Source organism: Citrobacter sp. Cs237 (assembly GCF_030332325.1).
Taxonomy (GTDB): Bacteria; Pseudomonadota; Gammaproteobacteria; order Enterobacterales; family Enterobacteriaceae; genus Citrobacter_A; species Citrobacter_A sedlakii.
Genome location: NZ_JAOWIB010000106.1, coordinates 35,450 through 51,570 on the forward strand (window position 1 = coordinate 35,450; position 16,121 = coordinate 51,570).

At 55.3% G+C, this 16,121-nt stretch carries 14 protein-coding genes; 10 read left to right on the forward strand and 4 right to left on the reverse strand.

What is annotated here, in order from left to right; genetic code table 11:
• Positions 1 to 12 precede the first annotated feature (12 nt).
• Both malF and malE read right to left on the reverse strand, forming a co-directional pair.
• Positions 13 to 1,557, reverse strand: a complete 1,545-nt coding sequence (gene malF / locus OGY07_RS13595) for a maltose ABC transporter permease MalF (RefSeq protein ID WP_042291248.1) — start codon at positions 1,555 to 1,557, stop codon at positions 13 to 15.
• A gap of 129 nt (positions 1,558 to 1,686) precedes the next feature.
• A complete protein-coding gene (gene malE / locus OGY07_RS13600; protein WP_042291245.1) occupies positions 1,687 to 2,877 on the reverse strand; it encodes a maltose/maltodextrin ABC transporter substrate-binding protein MalE in 1,191 nt (396 codons plus the stop codon).
• Positions 2,878 to 3,247: 370 nt separating this feature from the next.
• On the opposite strand from malE, the gene malK reads away from it, so the two are divergent.
• The 5 genes from malK to ubiA all read left to right on the forward strand — a co-directional run bounded on the left by malK (position 3,248) and on the right by ubiA (position 8,416).
• Positions 3,248 to 4,357, forward strand: coding sequence for a maltose/maltodextrin ABC transporter ATP-binding protein MalK (gene malK / locus OGY07_RS13605; RefSeq protein WP_042291242.1), 1,110 nt, complete (start codon positions 3,248 to 3,250; stop codon positions 4,355 to 4,357).
• 113 nt (positions 4,358 to 4,470) lie between these two features.
• On the forward strand, positions 4,471 to 5,796 hold the full coding sequence (locus OGY07_RS13610) for a maltoporin (RefSeq protein ID WP_042291240.1): 1,326 nt from the start codon (positions 4,471 to 4,473) through the stop codon (positions 5,794 to 5,796).
• Between the two features lie 108 nt (positions 5,797 to 5,904).
• On the forward strand, positions 5,905 to 6,843 hold the full coding sequence (malM, locus tag OGY07_RS13615; RefSeq protein WP_286601185.1) for a maltose operon protein MalM: 939 nt from the start codon (positions 5,905 to 5,907) through the stop codon (positions 6,841 to 6,843).
• A gap of 190 nt (positions 6,844 to 7,033) precedes the next feature.
• The gene (gene ubiC / locus OGY07_RS13620) at positions 7,034 to 7,531 is read left to right on the forward strand and encodes a chorismate lyase (protein ID WP_042291236.1); all 498 of its coding nucleotides are present in this window, start codon (positions 7,034 to 7,036) and stop codon (positions 7,529 to 7,531) included.
• Between the two features lie 12 nt (positions 7,532 to 7,543).
• Positions 7,544 to 8,416, forward strand: a complete 873-nt coding sequence (ubiA, locus tag OGY07_RS13625) for a 4-hydroxybenzoate octaprenyltransferase (protein ID WP_060570417.1) — start codon at positions 7,544 to 7,546, stop codon at positions 8,414 to 8,416.
• A 36-nt stretch (positions 8,417 to 8,452) separates the two neighbouring features.
• Here ubiA and plsB read toward each other — a convergent pair whose 3' ends face one another.
• A complete protein-coding gene (gene plsB, locus OGY07_RS13630) occupies positions 8,453 to 10,873 on the reverse strand; it encodes a glycerol-3-phosphate 1-O-acyltransferase PlsB (protein WP_042291230.1) in 2,421 nt (806 codons plus the stop codon).
• A gap of 170 nt (positions 10,874 to 11,043) precedes the next feature.
• Here plsB and OGY07_RS13635 point away from each other — a divergent pair, with 170 nt between their 5' ends.
• The 4 genes from OGY07_RS13635 to OGY07_RS13650 all read left to right on the forward strand — a co-directional run bounded on the left by OGY07_RS13635 (position 11,044) and on the right by OGY07_RS13650 (position 13,930).
• Positions 11,044 to 11,412: a diacylglycerol kinase gene (locus OGY07_RS13635; protein ID WP_060570414.1), complete on the forward strand. Its 369-nt coding sequence runs from the start codon at positions 11,044 to 11,046 to the stop codon at positions 11,410 to 11,412.
• 122 nt (positions 11,413 to 11,534) lie between these two features.
• A complete protein-coding gene (gene lexA / locus OGY07_RS13640) occupies positions 11,535 to 12,143 on the forward strand; it encodes a transcriptional repressor LexA (protein WP_042291226.1) in 609 nt (202 codons plus the stop codon).
• A 120-nt stretch (positions 12,144 to 12,263) separates the two neighbouring features.
• Entirely contained in the window at positions 12,264 to 13,589 is a 1,326-nt protein-coding gene (dinF, locus tag OGY07_RS13645; protein ID WP_286601195.1) for an MATE family efflux transporter DinF, read from the forward strand.
• Between the two features lie 131 nt (positions 13,590 to 13,720).
• Positions 13,721 to 13,930 carry a CsbD family protein gene (locus tag OGY07_RS13650; RefSeq protein WP_042291340.1) on the forward strand — a complete coding sequence of 70 codons (210 nt, stop codon included), beginning with the start codon at positions 13,721 to 13,723 and terminating at the stop codon, positions 13,928 to 13,930.
• 78 nt (positions 13,931 to 14,008) lie between these two features.
• Here the strand turns inward: OGY07_RS13650 and zur are convergent, their stop codons facing one another.
• The gene (gene zur / locus OGY07_RS13655) at positions 14,009 to 14,524 is read right to left on the reverse strand and encodes a zinc uptake transcriptional repressor Zur (RefSeq protein ID WP_042291221.1); all 516 of its coding nucleotides are present in this window, start codon (positions 14,522 to 14,524) and stop codon (positions 14,009 to 14,011) included.
• A gap of 282 nt (positions 14,525 to 14,806) precedes the next feature.
• Here zur and OGY07_RS13660 point away from each other — a divergent pair, with 282 nt between their 5' ends.
• Positions 14,807 to 16,117, forward strand: a complete 1,311-nt coding sequence (locus tag OGY07_RS13660; RefSeq protein WP_042291219.1) for a conjugal transfer protein TraF — start codon at positions 14,807 to 14,809, stop codon at positions 16,115 to 16,117.
• Positions 16,118 to 16,121 lie beyond the last annotated feature (4 nt).

The following is a 16,121-nucleotide window of genomic DNA, read 5'->3' on the forward strand; positions in this document are numbered from 1 at the left end:
TCGATGCCCTCCTTAGTCAAATTTCATTCGTGTGGCTTTCAGGTTAACGATAGCCAGCGCGCCCACCAGCAGGAAGATCAGCGTGGCGATTGCCGCCGCCAGACCAAAGTCCTGCCCGCCGCCGCCTTCAAAGGCGATGCGGTAGGTGTAGCTGACGAGCAGGTCGGTATACCCGGCTGGCGTGGTGGTGCCGAGACGATCCGGGCCACCGTTGGTCAGCAGTTGAATCAGCACGAAGTTGTTAAAGTTAAAGGCGAAGCTGGCGATCATTAGCGGCGTCAACGGTTTAATCAGCAGCGGCAGCGTAATTTTGAAGAAGTTCTGGAACGGGCCTGCGCCGTCCATCGCCGACGCTTCGTACAGGTCGTCCGGGATGGCCTTCAGCAGCCCCATGCACAGGATCATCATGTACGGATAACCCAGCCAGGTATTCACGATGATAATCATCGAGCGGGCGGTTAGCGGGTCGCTGAACCAGGCCGGTTTGATACCGAACAGCGCGCTCAGCATCATGTTGATTTCACCAAAACTCTGGTTAAACAGCCCTTTGAAAATCAGAATCGAGATAAACGACGGGACGGCATACGGCAGAATCAGCAGTACACGATAAATCGCTTTGCCTTTCAGCGACTCCCACTGCACGAGGCAGGCCAGCACCATACCGACTGCGACGGTAAGGATGACGGTCAGCACCGAGAACACGACGGTCCAGACGAAGATGGCGAAGAACGGCTTCTGAATGCCTTCGTCGGTGAAGACGCGGGTGAAGTTATCCCAGCCGATAGTGACCGTGTAGCCCGGACTCAGTTTTTCATCGCCCCAGTTGCCATCGGCGTTGATGGACTGATAAAAACCGATGTTGTTGTTCGGACGGTACTGTACGCCGTTCTGGTTATTGGTGAGCGTGCCGTCGTCGGCCAGCGTATACAGCGGTCTGGTGCCGGAGAACTGGCGCAGCGAGCTCATGATGACTTTGCTTTCATCCGGCAGCACGGCGGTGATCTGGTTCAGCGCCTGGCGATTCTGGGTAATGACGCGCAGGTTGGCGCGCTCGCCGGAAGGCAGGGCGTCCGCTGCTTTTAACTCGAGTTTCTGCTCGCCGCCAAATGTGAAGGCGTCAGAAACGTAATATTTACCGGTTTCCCCGTCGGTCAGCGCCAACTGCCAGTCGTCGCCCGCCGGGTATAATCCAAAGTTATAGGCTTTACCCGCCTGATAAGAGCGGTCCAGCAGAACCTGTTGCGCGCGCTCTTGCGCCAGTTGGTTGGTGCTGCTGTAGTTAGTAAACGCAATGGCGATCGTGCAGATCAGCGGAAACAGGACGAACAGCCCCATCCCGGCGAGACCCGGATAAACATAGCGCCAGGCGTATGCTTTACGGTTAGCGAAAATGTACAGGCCAACAGAGCTTAAAATCAGCGTCATGATGGCGAACAGATACTCCCCTTGTGCGTACATTAAAACTACAAGGTAACCCACCAGCAGGCCAAGCAGACCGATCGCCGACCACTTCAGCGCGTCGCTTTGCCACCAATGTTTCTTTTTAATGACATCCATGGGGATCTTCCTCAACAACATTGAAATCCTGCAGGTCAGTGTGTCTGATGGCGCTGCGCTTATCCGGCCTGCAGCGTTATGCAGACCGGATAAAGCGCGGATGCCGCCATCCGACACCTTACCTGTACATTACTTGGTGATACGGCCCTGCGCGTCCTTCAGCGCGGCGTCAACAGTCTGGCGACCGCTGGCGGCGTTGATTACCGCTGTGCGTACCGCATACCAGAAGGCGGACATTTGCGGAATGTTCGGCATGATTTCGCCTTTCTGGGCGTTATCCATGGTGGCGGCAATACGTGGGTCTTTGGCTAACTGATCCTGATAGGATTTCAGCGCCACGGCGCCCAACGGTTTGTCCTTGTTCACATCCGCCAGGCCTTCGTCGGTCAGCAGGTAGTTTTCAAGGAACTCTTTCGCCAGCTCTTTGTTCGGGCTGGCGGCGTTAATACCGGCGCTCAGCACGCCCACGAACGGTTTTGACGGCTTGCCTTTAAAGGTCGGCAGCAGGGTAACGCCGTAGTTCACTTTGCTCTTGTCGATGTTTGACCATGCCCACGGACCGTTAATGGTCATTGCCGTTTCGCCTTTGTTAAAGGCCGCTTCGGCGATGGAGTAATCGGTATCCGCGTTCATGTGTTTGTTCTTGATGAGGTCAACCAGGAAGGTCAGACCGGCTTTCGCGCCCGCGCTGTCCACGCCGACATCTTTCACGTCGTACTTGCCGTTTTCAAACTTGAACGCGTAACCGCCATCAGCGGCGATCAGCGGCCAGGTGAAGTACGGCTCCTGCAGGTTGAACATCAGCGCGCTCTTACCTTTCGCTTTCAGTTCTTTATCCAGCGCCGGAATTTCTTCCCAGGTCTTCGGTGGGTTTGGTACCAGGTCTTTGTTATAAATCAGCGACAGCGCTTCGACCGCGATAGGGTAGGCGATCAGCTTGCCGTTATAACGCACCGCATCCCAGGTAAACGGATACAGTTTGTCCTGGAACGCTTTGTCCGGGGTGATCTCAGCCAGCAGGCCAGACTGCGCGTAGCCGCCAAAGCGGTCATGCGCCCAGAAGATAATGTCCGGGCCGTCACCGGTGGCCGCGACCTGCGGGAATTTTTCTTCCAGCTTGTCCGGATGCTCAACGGTCACTTTAATGCCGGTGTCTTTCTCGAATTTTTTGCCCACTTCGGCCAGGCCGTTATAGCCCTTGTCGCCGTTAATCCAGATAACCAGCTTGCCTTCTTCAATTTTGGCGAGCGCAGGTGCGGAAATCATCATTGCTGCGAGGGCGGACAATGCGAAAACGCGTGCGCCAGTCTTAATCTTCATATCTGCCATCCTTTTGGTGATGTGCTCGTGGTACGACTTCAGTGGTTCAACGTGCCCCAGTCTCCTTAATTGACATCCTCTTTCCATCATCCTTCCCCCTACGCCCCACCCCCGCTTTATGTGATCTGTGTTACATAAATGTGTGTAATGTGTACTGGCGCACATAAAAACAGTCCCATTTTTGCAAGCGACATCACGAAATTCCCTGCTGCTGCCTGGTGTCGGTCTCAGTGCTCCTTCTCTCATCCTCCCGACTCCTCCCCCATAAAAAAGCCGGGGGGTGGAGGATTTACGCAATCAATGAATCACGCATAGTCAGGCCATCATGAATGTTGCTGTCGATGACAGGTTGTAACGAAGGGAGAAGGGCATGGCGAGCGTACAGCTGCGAAATGTAACGAAAGCCTGGGGTGACGTGGTGGTATCGAAAGATATCAACCTCGACATTCACGAAGGGGAATTCGTGGTGTTTGTCGGACCGTCAGGCTGCGGAAAATCCACACTGCTGCGTATGATTGCCGGGTTGGAAACCATCACCAGCGGGGATCTTTTCATCGGTGACACCCGAATGAACGATATCCCGCCCGCAGAACGCGGCGTAGGCATGGTCTTTCAGTCTTATGCGCTCTATCCCCATTTAACCGTTGCGGAAAATATGTCGTTTGGCCTCAAGCTGGCGGGCGCCAAAAAAGAGGTGATGAACCAGCGCGTCAATCAGGTGGCGGAAGTACTCCAACTGGCGCACCTGCTGGAGCGTAAGCCGAAGGCGCTTTCCGGCGGTCAGCGCCAGCGCGTGGCGATTGGCCGTACGCTGGTGGCGGAACCGCGCGTGTTCCTGCTCGATGAACCGTTGTCCAACCTTGACGCCGCGCTGCGTGTCCAGATGCGTATTGAAATCTCCCGCCTGCATAAACGCCTGGGCCGCACGATGATTTACGTCACCCACGATCAGGTCGAAGCGATGACGCTGGCGGACAAAATTGTGGTGCTCGACGCCGGACGCGTGGCGCAGGTCGGCAAGCCGCTGGAGCTGTACCACTATCCGGCTGACCGCTTTGTCGCGGGCTTTATCGGCTCGCCGAAGATGAACTTCCTGCCGGTGAAAGTCACCGCCACCGCCATCGACCAGGTTCAGGTTGAGCTGCCTAACCGCCAGCACGTCTGGCTGCCTGTCGACAGCGCGAATGTCCAGGTGGGGGCAAACATGTCCTTAGGGATTCGTCCTGAACACCTGTTGCCGAGCGACATCGCCGACGTCACCCTGGAAGGTGAAGTGCAGGTTGTCGAACAACTCGGTCACGAAACGCAAATTCATATCCAGATCCCCGCCATCCGTCAGAACCTGGTTTACCGCCAGAACGACGTGGTGTTGGTAGAAGAGGGCGCCACATTCGCTATCGGCCTGCCGCCAGAGCGTTGCCATCTGTTCCGTGAGGATGGCACCGCATGTCGTCGGTTGCACAAGGAACCGGGCGTTTAAGGCTCCCCATTAAAAAAACAAAACGTAAAACCCGACGTGGCGGCATCAAGCCAACAAAGCGGCAGCCCGACCGGTGACGCGTTTAAAGAAAAGCAATGATCTCAGGAGATAGAATGATGATTACTCTGCGCAAACTCCCCCTGGCGGTTGCCGTAGCAGCAGGCATGATGTCTGTTCAGGCAATGGCCGTGGATTTCCATGGTTATGCTCGTTCCGGTATTGGCTGGACGGGCAGTGGCGGCGAACAACAGTGCTTCCAGGCAACCGGCGCTCAAAGTAAGTACCGTCTTGGTAACGAATGTGAAACCTACGCGGAACTGAAACTGGGTCAGGAAGTGTGGAAAGAGGGCGATAAGAGTTTTTACTTCGATACCAACGTCGCTTACTCCGTCGCGCAGCAGAACGACTGGGAAGCCACCGATCCGGCGTTCCGTGAAGCCAACGTACAGGGTAAAAACCTGATCGACTGGCTGCCGGGCTCCACTATCTGGGCCGGTAAGCGCTTCTATCAGCGTCATGACGTCCACATGATCGACTTCTACTACTGGGATATTTCCGGTCCTGGCGCCGGTATTGAAAACATCGATCTGGGCTTCGGTAAACTGTCTCTGGCCGCGACCCGTTCTCAGGAAGCGGGCGGTTCTTATATTTTCTCCAGCAACGATATCTATCGTGACTATAAAGACACAGCGAACGACGTGTTCGACGTGCGTTTAGCAGGACTGGAAACCAACCCGGACGGCGTACTGGAGCTGGGCGTTGACTATGGTCGCGCTAACAAAACCGACGGCTACAGTTACGCCGACGGCGCAACCAAAGACGGCTGGATGTTCACCGCTGAACACACCCAGAGCATGCTGAAGGGCTACAACAAGTTTGTAGTTCAGTACGCTACCGACGCAATGACGACGCAGGGTAAAGGGGTTCCGCAAGGCTCCTACACCGGCAATAACTACGACGGCGATAATGAGATTGGTTACATTAACAACCAAATCAATAACAACGGTTCGCTGGTACGTATCCTTGACCACGGCGCCATCTCGCTGGGGGATCGCTGGGATCTGATGTACGTCGGTATGTATCAGGATATCGACCGTGACGACAAAAACGGTACGCGCTGGTGGACCGTGGGTGTGCGCCCAATGTTCAAATGGACGCCGATCATGAGCACCCTGATGGAAGTGGGTTACGACAACGTGAAATCTCAGCGTACCGACGACACCAACAACCAGTACAAAATCACCCTGGCGCAACAATGGCAGGCGGGCGACAGCATCTGGTCTCGTCCGGCTATCCGTGTCTTCGCAACTTACGCGAAGTGGGATGAAAAATGGGGTTATGACAACGGCATCGCCTATAGCGATACCAGCGCCCGTACCTTCAGCCGTGGCGACAACGATGAGTGGTCCTTTGGCGCCCAGATGGAAATCTGGTGGTAATCCGGCATTAACCTGACGTAACGAGGGGCGTAAGCCCCTCTGTTTTCTCGCGGTTTAGCGCGCTATTGCCTGGCCACCGCTGAACCCATGCTTTCTGAGGTGATAACAATGAAAATGAAGAAAAGTCTCGTCGCCCTTTGTTTATCCGCAGGGTTACTCGCCAGCGCGCCGGGCATCAGCCTGGCTGAGGTCAACTATGTGCCGCAAAACACCAGCGCCGCGCCGACTATTCCGACCGCTGCGCTCCAGCAATTAACCTGGACGCCGGCCGATCAATCTAAAACGCAATCTGTCCAGCTTTTAACCGGCGGCCAGCGCCTCGACGTGGCGGGCATTACCGGCCCCGTCGCGGCCTGGAGCGTCCCGGCGAATATCGGCGAACTGAACATTACGCTTTCCAGCGAAGTGAATAAACAAACCAGCGTCTTTGCGCCGAACGTGCTGATTCTTGATCAGAACATGACGCCATCCGCGTTTTTCCCCAGCAGTTATTTCACTTACCAGGCGCCGGGCGTAATGAGCGCGGATCGTCTGGAAGGGGTGATGCGTCTGACGCCAGCGCTGGGCCAGCAGAAGCTCTACGTGCTGGTCTTTACCACCGAGAAAGATCTCCAGCAGACCACTACGCTGCTTGATCCGGCCAAAGCCTATGCCAAAGGTGTCGGTAACGCCGTACCGGATATTCCGGACCCCGTGGCCCGTCACACCACCGACGGCCTGCTGACACTGAAAGTGAAAACCAGCAGCAGCTCCAGCGTGCTGGTAGGGCCGCTGTTTGGATCGTCCGGCCCGGGTCCGGTGACGGTCGGTAATACCGCCGCGCCTGCGCCTGCCTATGCCGCACCCGCTGCCGCGCCGACACCTGCGCCGGTTAAGAAAAGCGAGCCGATGCTGAACGACACTGAAAGCTACTTTAACAAGGCGATTAAAGACGCCGTCGCCAAAGGTGACGTGGATAAAGCGCTGAAACTGCTTGATGAAGCTGAACGCCTGGGGTCGACATCTGCTCGTTCCACCTTTATCAGCAGTGTAAAAGGCAAGGGGTAAGGTTCTCCCCACATTGCTGATTTGCAACAACTGGTGCGTCTTGTGGCGCACCTTTTTTTCGCCCTCGTTTTAGCATTCGATGCGAATTGTTACGTTTCTGTTGCGTAACAGATCACTTAACTGTGTTTCTTCCTTCTGTAATCGCTTTTCTGCGATACAATGACTTTCAGTTATGAAACGGAGAGTCAGCATGTCACACCCCGCGTTAACGCAACTGCGTGCGCTGCGCTATTTTGAAGCGATCCCTGCGCTGGATGCAGAACAGCTCGACTGGCTGTTACTGGAAGATTCCATGACAAAACGTTTTGAGCAGCAGGGAAAACGGGTCACGGTGACGCTGATAAGAGAAGGCTTTGTCGGGCAACAAGAGGTAGCGGACGAACTGGCGTTGCTGCCGCAAGAGTCCCGCTACTGGCTGCGTGAAATCCTGTTATGCGCCGATGACGAACCCTGGCTTGCCGGACGCACAGTGGTGCCTGAATCCACCCTCAGCGGCCCGGAAATAGCCCTACAAAAATTGGGCAAAATCCCGTTAGGGCGCTATCTTTTTACATCATCGACATTAACCCGAGATTTTATTGAGATTGGTTGTGATGCCGGGCTTTGGGGGCGGCGTTCGCGCCTGCGGCTGAGCGGTAAGCCGCTGTTGCTGACCGAGCTGTTTTTACCGGCATCACCGTTGTACTAAGAGGAAAATAAAATGGAGTGGAGTCTGACGCAGAACAAGCTTCTGGCGTTTCATCGCTTAATGCGGACGGATAAGCCCATTGGCGCCTTACTGCTGCTCTGGCCGACGCTATGGGCGTTATGGGTCGCGACCCCTGGCGTGCCTCCATTGTGGATTCTGGCGGTCTTCGTTGCGGGCGTCTGGCTGATGCGCGCCGCCGGGTGCGTGGTAAACGACTATGCCGATCGCAAATTTGACGGCCACGTGAAGCGCACGGCGAACCGTCCGTTACCCAGCGGCGCAGTGACTGAAAAAGAGGCCCGGACGCTGTTTGTCGTGCTGGTGATGCTCGCCTTCCTGCTGGTGTTGACGCTCAACACCATGACTATTTTACTTTCCGTTGCCGCGCTGGCGCTGGCCTGGGTGTACCCGTTTATGAAGCGCTACACCCATTTGCCGCAGGTGGTGTTGGGCGCGGCGTTTGGCTGGTCGATTCCGATGGCCTTTGCCGCAGTGAGCGAATCGGTGCCGCTGAGTTGCTGGTTAATGTTCCTGGCTAACATACTTTGGGCGGTGGCCTACGACACACAGTATGCGATGGTTGACCGTGACGATGACCTGAAAATCGGTATTAAGTCGACCGCTATTCTGTTTGGTAAAAACGACAAGCTGATCATCGGTATTTTGCAGGTCGCGGTGCTGGTATTGATGGCGCTGATTGGCTGGCTGAACGGACTGGGGATAGGATTTTACGGGGCGATTGTGGTCGCTGGCGCGCTGTTCGCGTATCAGCAGAAGCTGATTGCTAACCGCGAACGTGAAGCCTGCTTCAAAGCGTTTATGAACAATAACTATGTCGGGCTGGCGCTGTTTATCGGGCTGGCGATGAGCTACTGGCATTTATAAACAATAAACCGGTCATTCGACCGGTTTTTTTATACGTTACTCGCTTTGCGTCGCGCTCTCGATAGTGAGGCGCACATCCGAGGTAATCAACTCCGCCAGCATCTGGTACACCTTCATGGTTTCGCCAGGTTCTGCATCGCCAGTATCGCTGATATAGCCTTCGTCACGTAAAGTAAGCACTAACGAACTGAACACTGCCTTGTCGAAAAACTCCGGCGCGTTGATGCCGTGCAGAACCGACAAACGCTGCGCCACGGTCCGGCTCTCTTTTTCCAGCGTACCGCGGTTGATTGACGGGTTCGCGCTCAGAAGCCAGAAGGTAATGGCGTAACGTTGCAACGTTTCGCGTGCGCCTGCCGCCAGCAGTTGCAGCGTGCGGGAACGCGCAGGATGAATATGCAGCTCGTCGTTTTGTACGGTAATCAGCCCCTGACGCTGCATTTCTGTCGCCAGCGCATCAATGACTCCAGCCAGTTCATCGCGCTCCCAGCGCAGGAACAGCTCGGCTTTCAGCATTGGGTAAAGGACATCCACGTGCTGCAGCAACGCGTCGCGGGAGATACGGCGGTGCTGGGTAATGATCGCCGCCATCAGCGACGGCAGAACCAGCATATGGGCAATGTTGTTGCGATAATAGGTCATCAGTACCGCCTGCTCGCGCGGCAGAATGATGATATCGCCAATGGTATCCTTTTCGACTTCAAACTTATTCATCTGCAACGCGTGATCGATCAGTTCACTGGCGCTGGCCGACGGGACCGTTGAGTCAGAGGAGTACGGCACATTGCGCATCAGATCCAGATAACAGTTGAGCTGCTCGGTTAACTGCTCGCGGGTGAGCGAACGCTGACGTGACGCCAACAGCGCGGTGCAGCAGAGGTTCATGGCGTTCGCCGCCCCTGCGTTGTTAATGCGCACCATCAGTTCAGAAGCAATACCGTTAACCGTCGGCGTCAGCCAGGCCGGACGCACCGCTTCAATAGGGTCGATAGACTCGCGCCAGTCGGGAACGTGGTGGTTGAGGTACGTCATCAGCGGCATCGGTTCGCCGAAGTTAACGTAGCCCTGACCGAGATTACGCAGTTTGCTCAGGCCACGCAGCATCTGCGGCAGGCTCTCTTTCTCTTTCGTCGCCCCGCGCAGCTCTTTGGCGTAAGTGCCCACTTCCATGACGTGCTCGTAGCCGATGTAAATCGGGACTAACGTAATCGGACGGGTACCGCCGCGCAGCATCGCCTGGATGGTCATCGACAGGGTGCCGGTTTTCGGATCCAGTAAACGGCCAGTACGGGAACGCCCGCCTTCGACAAAGTATTCAACGGAATAGCCGCGGCTGAACAGTTCGCCGAGATACTCGCGGAACACCGTCGAATAGAGCTTATTGCCTTTAAAAGTGCGGCGGATAAAGAACGCGCCCAGGCGACGGAAAATCGGTCCCGCAGGCCAGAAGTTCAGGTTGATACCGGCAGCGATATGCGGCGGCACCAACCCCTGATGGTAAAGAACATACGAGAGCAGCAGATAGTCCATATGGCTGCGGTGGCACGGCACATAGACGATTTCGTGCCCGTCGTGGGCCAACTGGCGCACGCGCTCGGCGTTATGGACGTTGATCCCCTGATACAGCCGGTTCCAGGTAAAGCCCAGAATGCGGTCGGTCAGGCGAATCATCTCGTAAGAAAAGTTCGCAGCGATCTCTTCCATCAGCGCAATGGCGTTTTGCTGCGCTTTTTCGTGGGAGATCTTCTTGCTCCGCGCCTCGTCTTCTACCGCGCGGGCAATGGCTTTCGAGGCCAACAGTTTGTTAAACAGATCCTGTCGCGCCGGCAGACGCGGACCGACCGCCGCCAGACGCTGACGGGCGAAGTGCATACGCGCCACGCGCGCCAGTTTCTGCGCGATGGTTTTGTCGGTGCCGTGTTCGTCGGCCATGCGGCGCAGCGACACGGACGGCGAGAAACGCACAAAGCTGTCGCGCCCCAGCCAGGAGACGGCAAAGAATTTCTGAATGCCGTTAAGCATACGTAGCGGCGGATTCACTTCGCCTTTTTCACGTCCAGGCGAGCGGCCAAACATCACCGAGACCGGCACCATTTGCACATCCAGGTCTGGATTACTGCGATGCAGGTCGAGATAGTTATGGAACAGCTTAATAGATTCTTCTTTCGGCGTGTAATACGTAAAGACACGCGGTCCGCCATGAATAAAGACATAGCGCGGCAGCAGCGTGCCGTCGATCTCCAGCGGCTCTAACGGGTCGGGAAGATCGTGCGCCAGACACTGCGCGCGCAGTGTGAGTAAGTCCGCTTTGGAGTTATACGGCAAAACGTACATAATTGGGCGAGAGGTATCGAGTCCCAGTTCCGGGGCAGGATCCGCCGGAATAGACTTGCTTTTTACCAGTACGCTTAATGGTAAATTCAGTAATTTATAGTAAATTCGTGGCCAGCCGGACATAAACGATGTAAAGCCTCTGGTTAATAATGCAAATGCGCTGCAAGGATATCAGAAAGTCATGTGAATTTCTGTTGTATACGGTCATACTTCGCGCCGCGTTGCCCGCACTCAGATTATACGCGCTAACAAAGCATTGTCATTGACGCCAATAATGCAAAAAGGTTCTTTTAATGGCTAACAATACCACTGGATTCACCCGAATTATTAAAGCAGCCGGTTACTCCTGGAAGGGGTTTCGCGCAGCATGGGTCAACGAGGCGGCGTTCCGTCAGGAAAGCATTGCGGTGCTGGCAGGCGTGGCCATCGCCTGTTGGCTGGATGTCGATGCTATTACCCGCGTTCTGCTGATTGGCTCGGTGCTGCTGGTCATGATTGTTGAAATTTTAAACAGTGCAATTGAAGCCGTTGTCGACCGTATTGGATCCGAATATCACGAGCTGTCAGGACGGGCGAAGGACATGGGATCGGCGGCAGTGCTGCTTTCCATTATTGTCGCGCTGATCACCTGGGGCATTCTGCTGTGGGCCCATTTTCGCTAACAACATACGCGCTCCGTTCCATAACCGCATAAAACTGCGGATCATTGTGCAGTTTGTGGTTCCAAAATCACCTTTAGCTGTATATACTCACAGCATAACTGTATATACACCCAGGGGGCGGAATGAAAGCGTTAACGGCCAGGCAGCAAGAGGTGTTTGATCTTATTCGGGATCACATCAGCCAGACAGGTATGCCGCCGACGCGTGCGGAAATCGCGCAGCGTTTGGGGTTCCGTTCCCCAAACGCCGCTGAAGAACACCTGAAAGCGCTGGCGCGCAAAGGGGTGATTGAAATCGTTTCCGGCGCGTCCCGCGGCATTCGACTGTTGCAGGAAGAAGAAGATGGCTTACCGCTGGTCGGTCGCGTTGCGGCAGGCGAGCCGCTGCTGGCGCAGCAGCACATTGAAGGCCATTACCAGGTCGATCCGTCACTGTTTAAACCGAACGCCGACTTCCTGCTGCGCGTCAGCGGTATGTCGATGAAAGACATCGGCATTATGGACGGCGATCTGCTGGCGGTACACAAAACGCAGGATGTACGTAACGGTCAGGTGGTCGTGGCGCGCATTGATGACGAAGTAACGGTAAAACGCCTGAAAAAACAGGGCAACAAAGTCGAGCTTCTGCCAGAAAACAGCGAATTTACACCGATCGTCGTGGATCTGCGTGAACAAAGCTTCACGATTGAAGGGCTGGCCGTCGGCGTCATCCGCAACGGTGAATGGCTGTAATTTCATTTAGCCGGATATAAGAGCGTACGCGCCGTTATCCGGCGCCAGGCCTGGCAGCGCTGTGCTTATCAGGCCTGTATAATTTTAAATCTACGATAACTGCTCCTCAGGCTTCTTCTCATGCCGTTCTTTGCATCTGCTGATAAAGCGCTCTGGCGTCTTGCCTTACCCATGATTTTCTCCAACATCACTGTGCCGCTGCTTGGGCTGGTGGATACCGCGGTGATAGGCCACCTTGACAGTCCTGTTTACCTCGGCGGGGTGGCGGTTGGGGCGACGGCTACCAGTTTTCTGTTCATGCTGCTGCTCTTTTTACGAATGAGCACTACCGGGCTTACGGCGCAGGCGTTTGGAGCGAAGAACCCACAGGCGCTGGCGCGCGCGTTAGTACAGCCATTGCTGCTGGCGCTGGGCGCTGGCCTGCTCATTGCGCTCTGCCGAACGCCGCTGATCGATCTGGCGCTGCATATCGTCGGCGGTAGCGAAGCGGTGCTGGCGCAGGCAAGACGCTTCCTGGAAATCCGCTGGCTTAGCGCGCCCGCCTCGCTGGCCAATCTGGTCCTGCTGGGCTGGCTGCTCGGTGTGCAGTATGCGCGGGCGCCGGTGATTCTGCTGATTGTCGGTAACATCCTCAACATTATCCTCGACCTGTGGCTGGTGATGGGCCTGCATATGAACGTGCAGGGCGCTGCGCTGGCTACGGTGATAGCTGAATACGCCACGCTATTGCTGGGAATGCTGATGGTGCGCAAGGTGCTGCATCTGCGCGGCGTCTCGATGGCGATGTTAAAGCAGGCCTGGCGCGGGAATATTCGTCGCCTGCTGGCGCTTAATCGCGACATTATGCTGCGTTCGCTGCTGCTCCAGCTCTGCTTTGGCGCCATTACCGTTCTTGGCGCAAGGCTCGGCGGCGACATCATTGCCGTGAACGCAGTGCTCATGACGCTGCTTACCTTTACCGCCTATGCGTTGGACGGCTTTGCCTACGCTGTTGAGGCACATTCCGGCCAGGCCTATGGCGCGCGGGACGGTAGTCAATTGCTGGAGGTCTGGCGGGCGGCGTGTCGTCAGTCAGGCATCGTAGCACTGCTGTTTTCTTTGACCTACCTGTTGGTGGGGGAGCAGATAATCGCGCTGCTGACCTCACTGCCGCAGTTGCAGCAGTTAGCCGATCGTTATCTGTTCTGGCAGGTGATCCTGCCGTTGGTCGGCGTCTGGTGCTACTTGCTGGATGGCATGTTTATTGGCGCGACCCGCGCTGCGGAAATGCGTAACAGTATGGCGGTGGCGGCGTCGGGTTTTGCGTTAACGCTGCTGGCGCTACCGGCATTGGGGAATCACGGTTTGTGGTTGGCGCTGGCGGTTTTCCTGGCGCTGCGCGGACTTTCGTTAGCATGGATTTGGCGGCGGCACTGGCGTAACGGTACCTGGTTTTCGGTAACGTGACGGTTAAATATTCTGAATACTCAACCGAACCCAGAATCCCTGACTACACTTAATATCACGTCCAGCAAGAAACGTAGCAACGTTGGATGACGTAGACTCGCTATTCACAGCCTAACGAAGAGGACTTTATGATGAATAAAGACGAAGCCGGTGGTAACTGGAAACAATTCAAAGGTAAGGTGAAAGAGCAATGGGGCAAATTAACCGACGATGACATGACGGTTATCGAAGGTAAGCGCGATCAGCTGGTAGGTAAAATCCAGGAACGTTATGGCTACCAGAAAGATCAGGCGGAAAAAGAGGTGGGTGACTGGGAAACCCGCAACGACTACCGCTGGTAAACCCTCCTGCCCAAAAGTACAAGGACGTACTGCCCTTTATTTGCTTACAGTGAGCGGCGCGCCTTGCCGCTCGCGCCATTAACGGGGTTTTTTCTTGACCTGAATAGAATGGTCATGTTGGCAATCGCCAGGATGACGACAGGCTTCAACCTCCACGCACGCTGAACATAACCCATGCGCTTCAATCACGTTATGACGCAGGGCAAAACCCATTTTTGCCGCCAGCGTATGCATAATATCTTCCACCCCTTCCGCGCATTCTTCCTTCACCGCGCCGCAGCGATCGCAGATAAACATGGCTGAGGTATGCGTCGGCTGATCGAAAAGATAACAAAGTACGTAGCTGTTTGTGGATTCCACCTTATGCACGAACCCTTGCTCTAGCAGAAAATCCAGCGCCCGGTAAACCGTCGGCGGTTTGGCCTGTGGCTCTGACTCCCGCAGCAGATCGAGCAGATCGTAAGCGCTAATCGCCCCGTCCTGCAGGCTCATCAGGCGTAACACTTCGAGGCGCTGCGGGGTCAGTCGCACATTGCGTTGCGCGCACAATTTTTCAGCTTGCGCCAGCAGCTCTTGCGTTGTGGTCTTTTCCATTGGGCACCTCGGTTAGCGTGGGGTGATAAACCCTCACTTTATCATGTTCTGCAGGAAACGCCGAGATCCTGCCAGTGACGATATATCGTCTGCGAATCTTTCCGCGCTTAATAAAGTCTTCTATACATATTGAGGCGTATCACAAAAAGAGAACGCTTCAGCCCCATTCTGCATGAAGCGAATAGCACCATTTTTATTCATTTTCTCACAGCAATAGTTCTCCTCTGCTGCGTTGATACTGGCAGAGGCGTTATTTCACCTGCTAATAAAAATGGGTTTACTGTGAATAAAAATTTTAACTTTTCGGTGGTGGCGATCGCGGTTTCGTTTTGGGTATCACACCAGGCGAACGCGGCAAATACCTGGGCGGAAGCGCGTAACGATGCAATGGGCGGGACGGGCGTGGCTTCGGCACATTATGGCAGTGGGGTTCTCATCAACCCGGCTTTGCTGGCGAAGGCTAAACCTGAGGACAGCATTACCGTCATCCTTCCTGCGGTTGGGGCGCAAATTACCGACGAGGATAACTTGCAGGATGAGATTGATGAAATCAGCGACAAAATCGACTACTACGATGACGTCGTCGATAACCTGACGCCAGCCGAGGTTCTGCTGAACCCTCGCGGCGTGTTAAACCAGTTTCAGGGGGCGGCGCGCGATCTTGCCGATGAGCTGGAGTACCTGAAAGGGAAGACGGCGCATGCTAACGCCGGGGCCGGACTGGCGGTCAGTATTCCCAACGAGGTGTTATCCGTTGCGTTTGTGGCGAAAGGCTATGCGCATGGCCGTGTAAGCGCGTCAATCGATCAAGGCGATATTGATTATCTGCGCAGAATCGAGGGTAGCGATGCCTATGCGTTAGTTGAAGCGGGCAGGGCGGCGCTGCAGGGCTCTGATGAAATCACCAAACACCTTAACTCCACGGCATCCGGCCGGGCGGCAATCGTCTCCGATTACGGTATCGCGGTGGCGCGTCAGTTTGCCTTAGGCGACGTGCCGCTTTCTATTGGCGTCACGCCGAAACTGCAAAAAACCTGGCTCTATAATTACACGACCTCGATCTATAACTACGACAGCAGCGACTGGAACAGCAGCCGATACCGCAACGATGACACCGGCTTTAACGTCGATGCCGGGATTGCGGCGGACTTTGGCGAAAACTGGACGCTGGGCGTCAGCGGGCAAAACCTTATCTCGCGCGATATCGACACCAAATCAATTTACATTACCAACGGCCTGACCGGCGAAACGCGTAATTATCAGGATACCTATCAGATTCGCCCGCTGGTCACCGCGGGTGTCGCCTGGCATAACGACGTAGTGACGCTGACAGCGGATGGCGATCTAACCGAAACGAAAGGTTTTAAGAGCGAAGATGATTCCCAGTATGTAGGCGTCGGCGCAGAGGTTCGTCCGCTGAACTGGCTGGCCGTTCGGGCAGGCTACCGTGCTGATGTGAAGGCGAACGACAGCAATGTCTTTACCGGCGGCGTTGGGTTTTCTCCGTTCAACCGCGTTCATGTGGATCTGATGGGTCTGTATGGTGAAGACGAAACCTGGGGGGCAGGCGCGCAGCTCAGCATGACGTTCTGAGGCA

Excerpts from the sequence above, each read along its gene's own strand:
- plsB (WP_042291230.1), bottom strand. The coding sequence starts at position 10,873 with ATGTCCGGCTGGCCACGAATTTACTATAAATTACTGAATTTACCATTA.
- malM (WP_286601185.1), top strand. The coding sequence starts at position 5,905 with ATGAAAATGAAGAAAAGTCTCGTCGCCCTTTGTTTATCCGCAGGGTTA.
- OGY07_RS13610 (WP_042291240.1), top strand. The coding sequence starts at position 4,471 with ATGATGATTACTCTGCGCAAACTCCCCCTGGCGGTTGCCGTAGCAGCA.
- ubiC (WP_042291236.1), top strand. The coding sequence starts at position 7,034 with ATGTCACACCCCGCGTTAACGCAACTGCGTGCGCTGCGCTATTTTGAA.
- zur (WP_042291221.1), bottom strand. The coding sequence starts at position 14,524 with ATGGAAAAGACCACAACGCAAGAGCTGCTGGCGCAAGCTGAAAAATTG.
- OGY07_RS13650 (WP_042291340.1), top strand. The coding sequence starts at position 13,721 with ATGAATAAAGACGAAGCCGGTGGTAACTGGAAACAATTCAAAGGTAAG.
- lexA (WP_042291226.1), top strand. The coding sequence starts at position 11,535 with ATGAAAGCGTTAACGGCCAGGCAGCAAGAGGTGTTTGATCTTATTCGG.
- dinF (WP_286601195.1), top strand. The coding sequence starts at position 12,264 with ATGCCGTTCTTTGCATCTGCTGATAAAGCGCTCTGGCGTCTTGCCTTA.
- malF (WP_042291248.1), bottom strand. The coding sequence starts at position 1,557 with ATGGATGTCATTAAAAAGAAACATTGGTGGCAAAGCGACGCGCTGAAG.
- malK (WP_042291242.1), top strand. The coding sequence starts at position 3,248 with ATGGCGAGCGTACAGCTGCGAAATGTAACGAAAGCCTGGGGTGACGTG.
- OGY07_RS13635 (WP_060570414.1), top strand. The coding sequence starts at position 11,044 with ATGGCTAACAATACCACTGGATTCACCCGAATTATTAAAGCAGCCGGT.
- malE (WP_042291245.1), bottom strand. The coding sequence starts at position 2,877 with ATGAAGATTAAGACTGGCGCACGCGTTTTCGCATTGTCCGCCCTCGCA.
- ubiA (WP_060570417.1), top strand. The coding sequence starts at position 7,544 with ATGGAGTGGAGTCTGACGCAGAACAAGCTTCTGGCGTTTCATCGCTTA.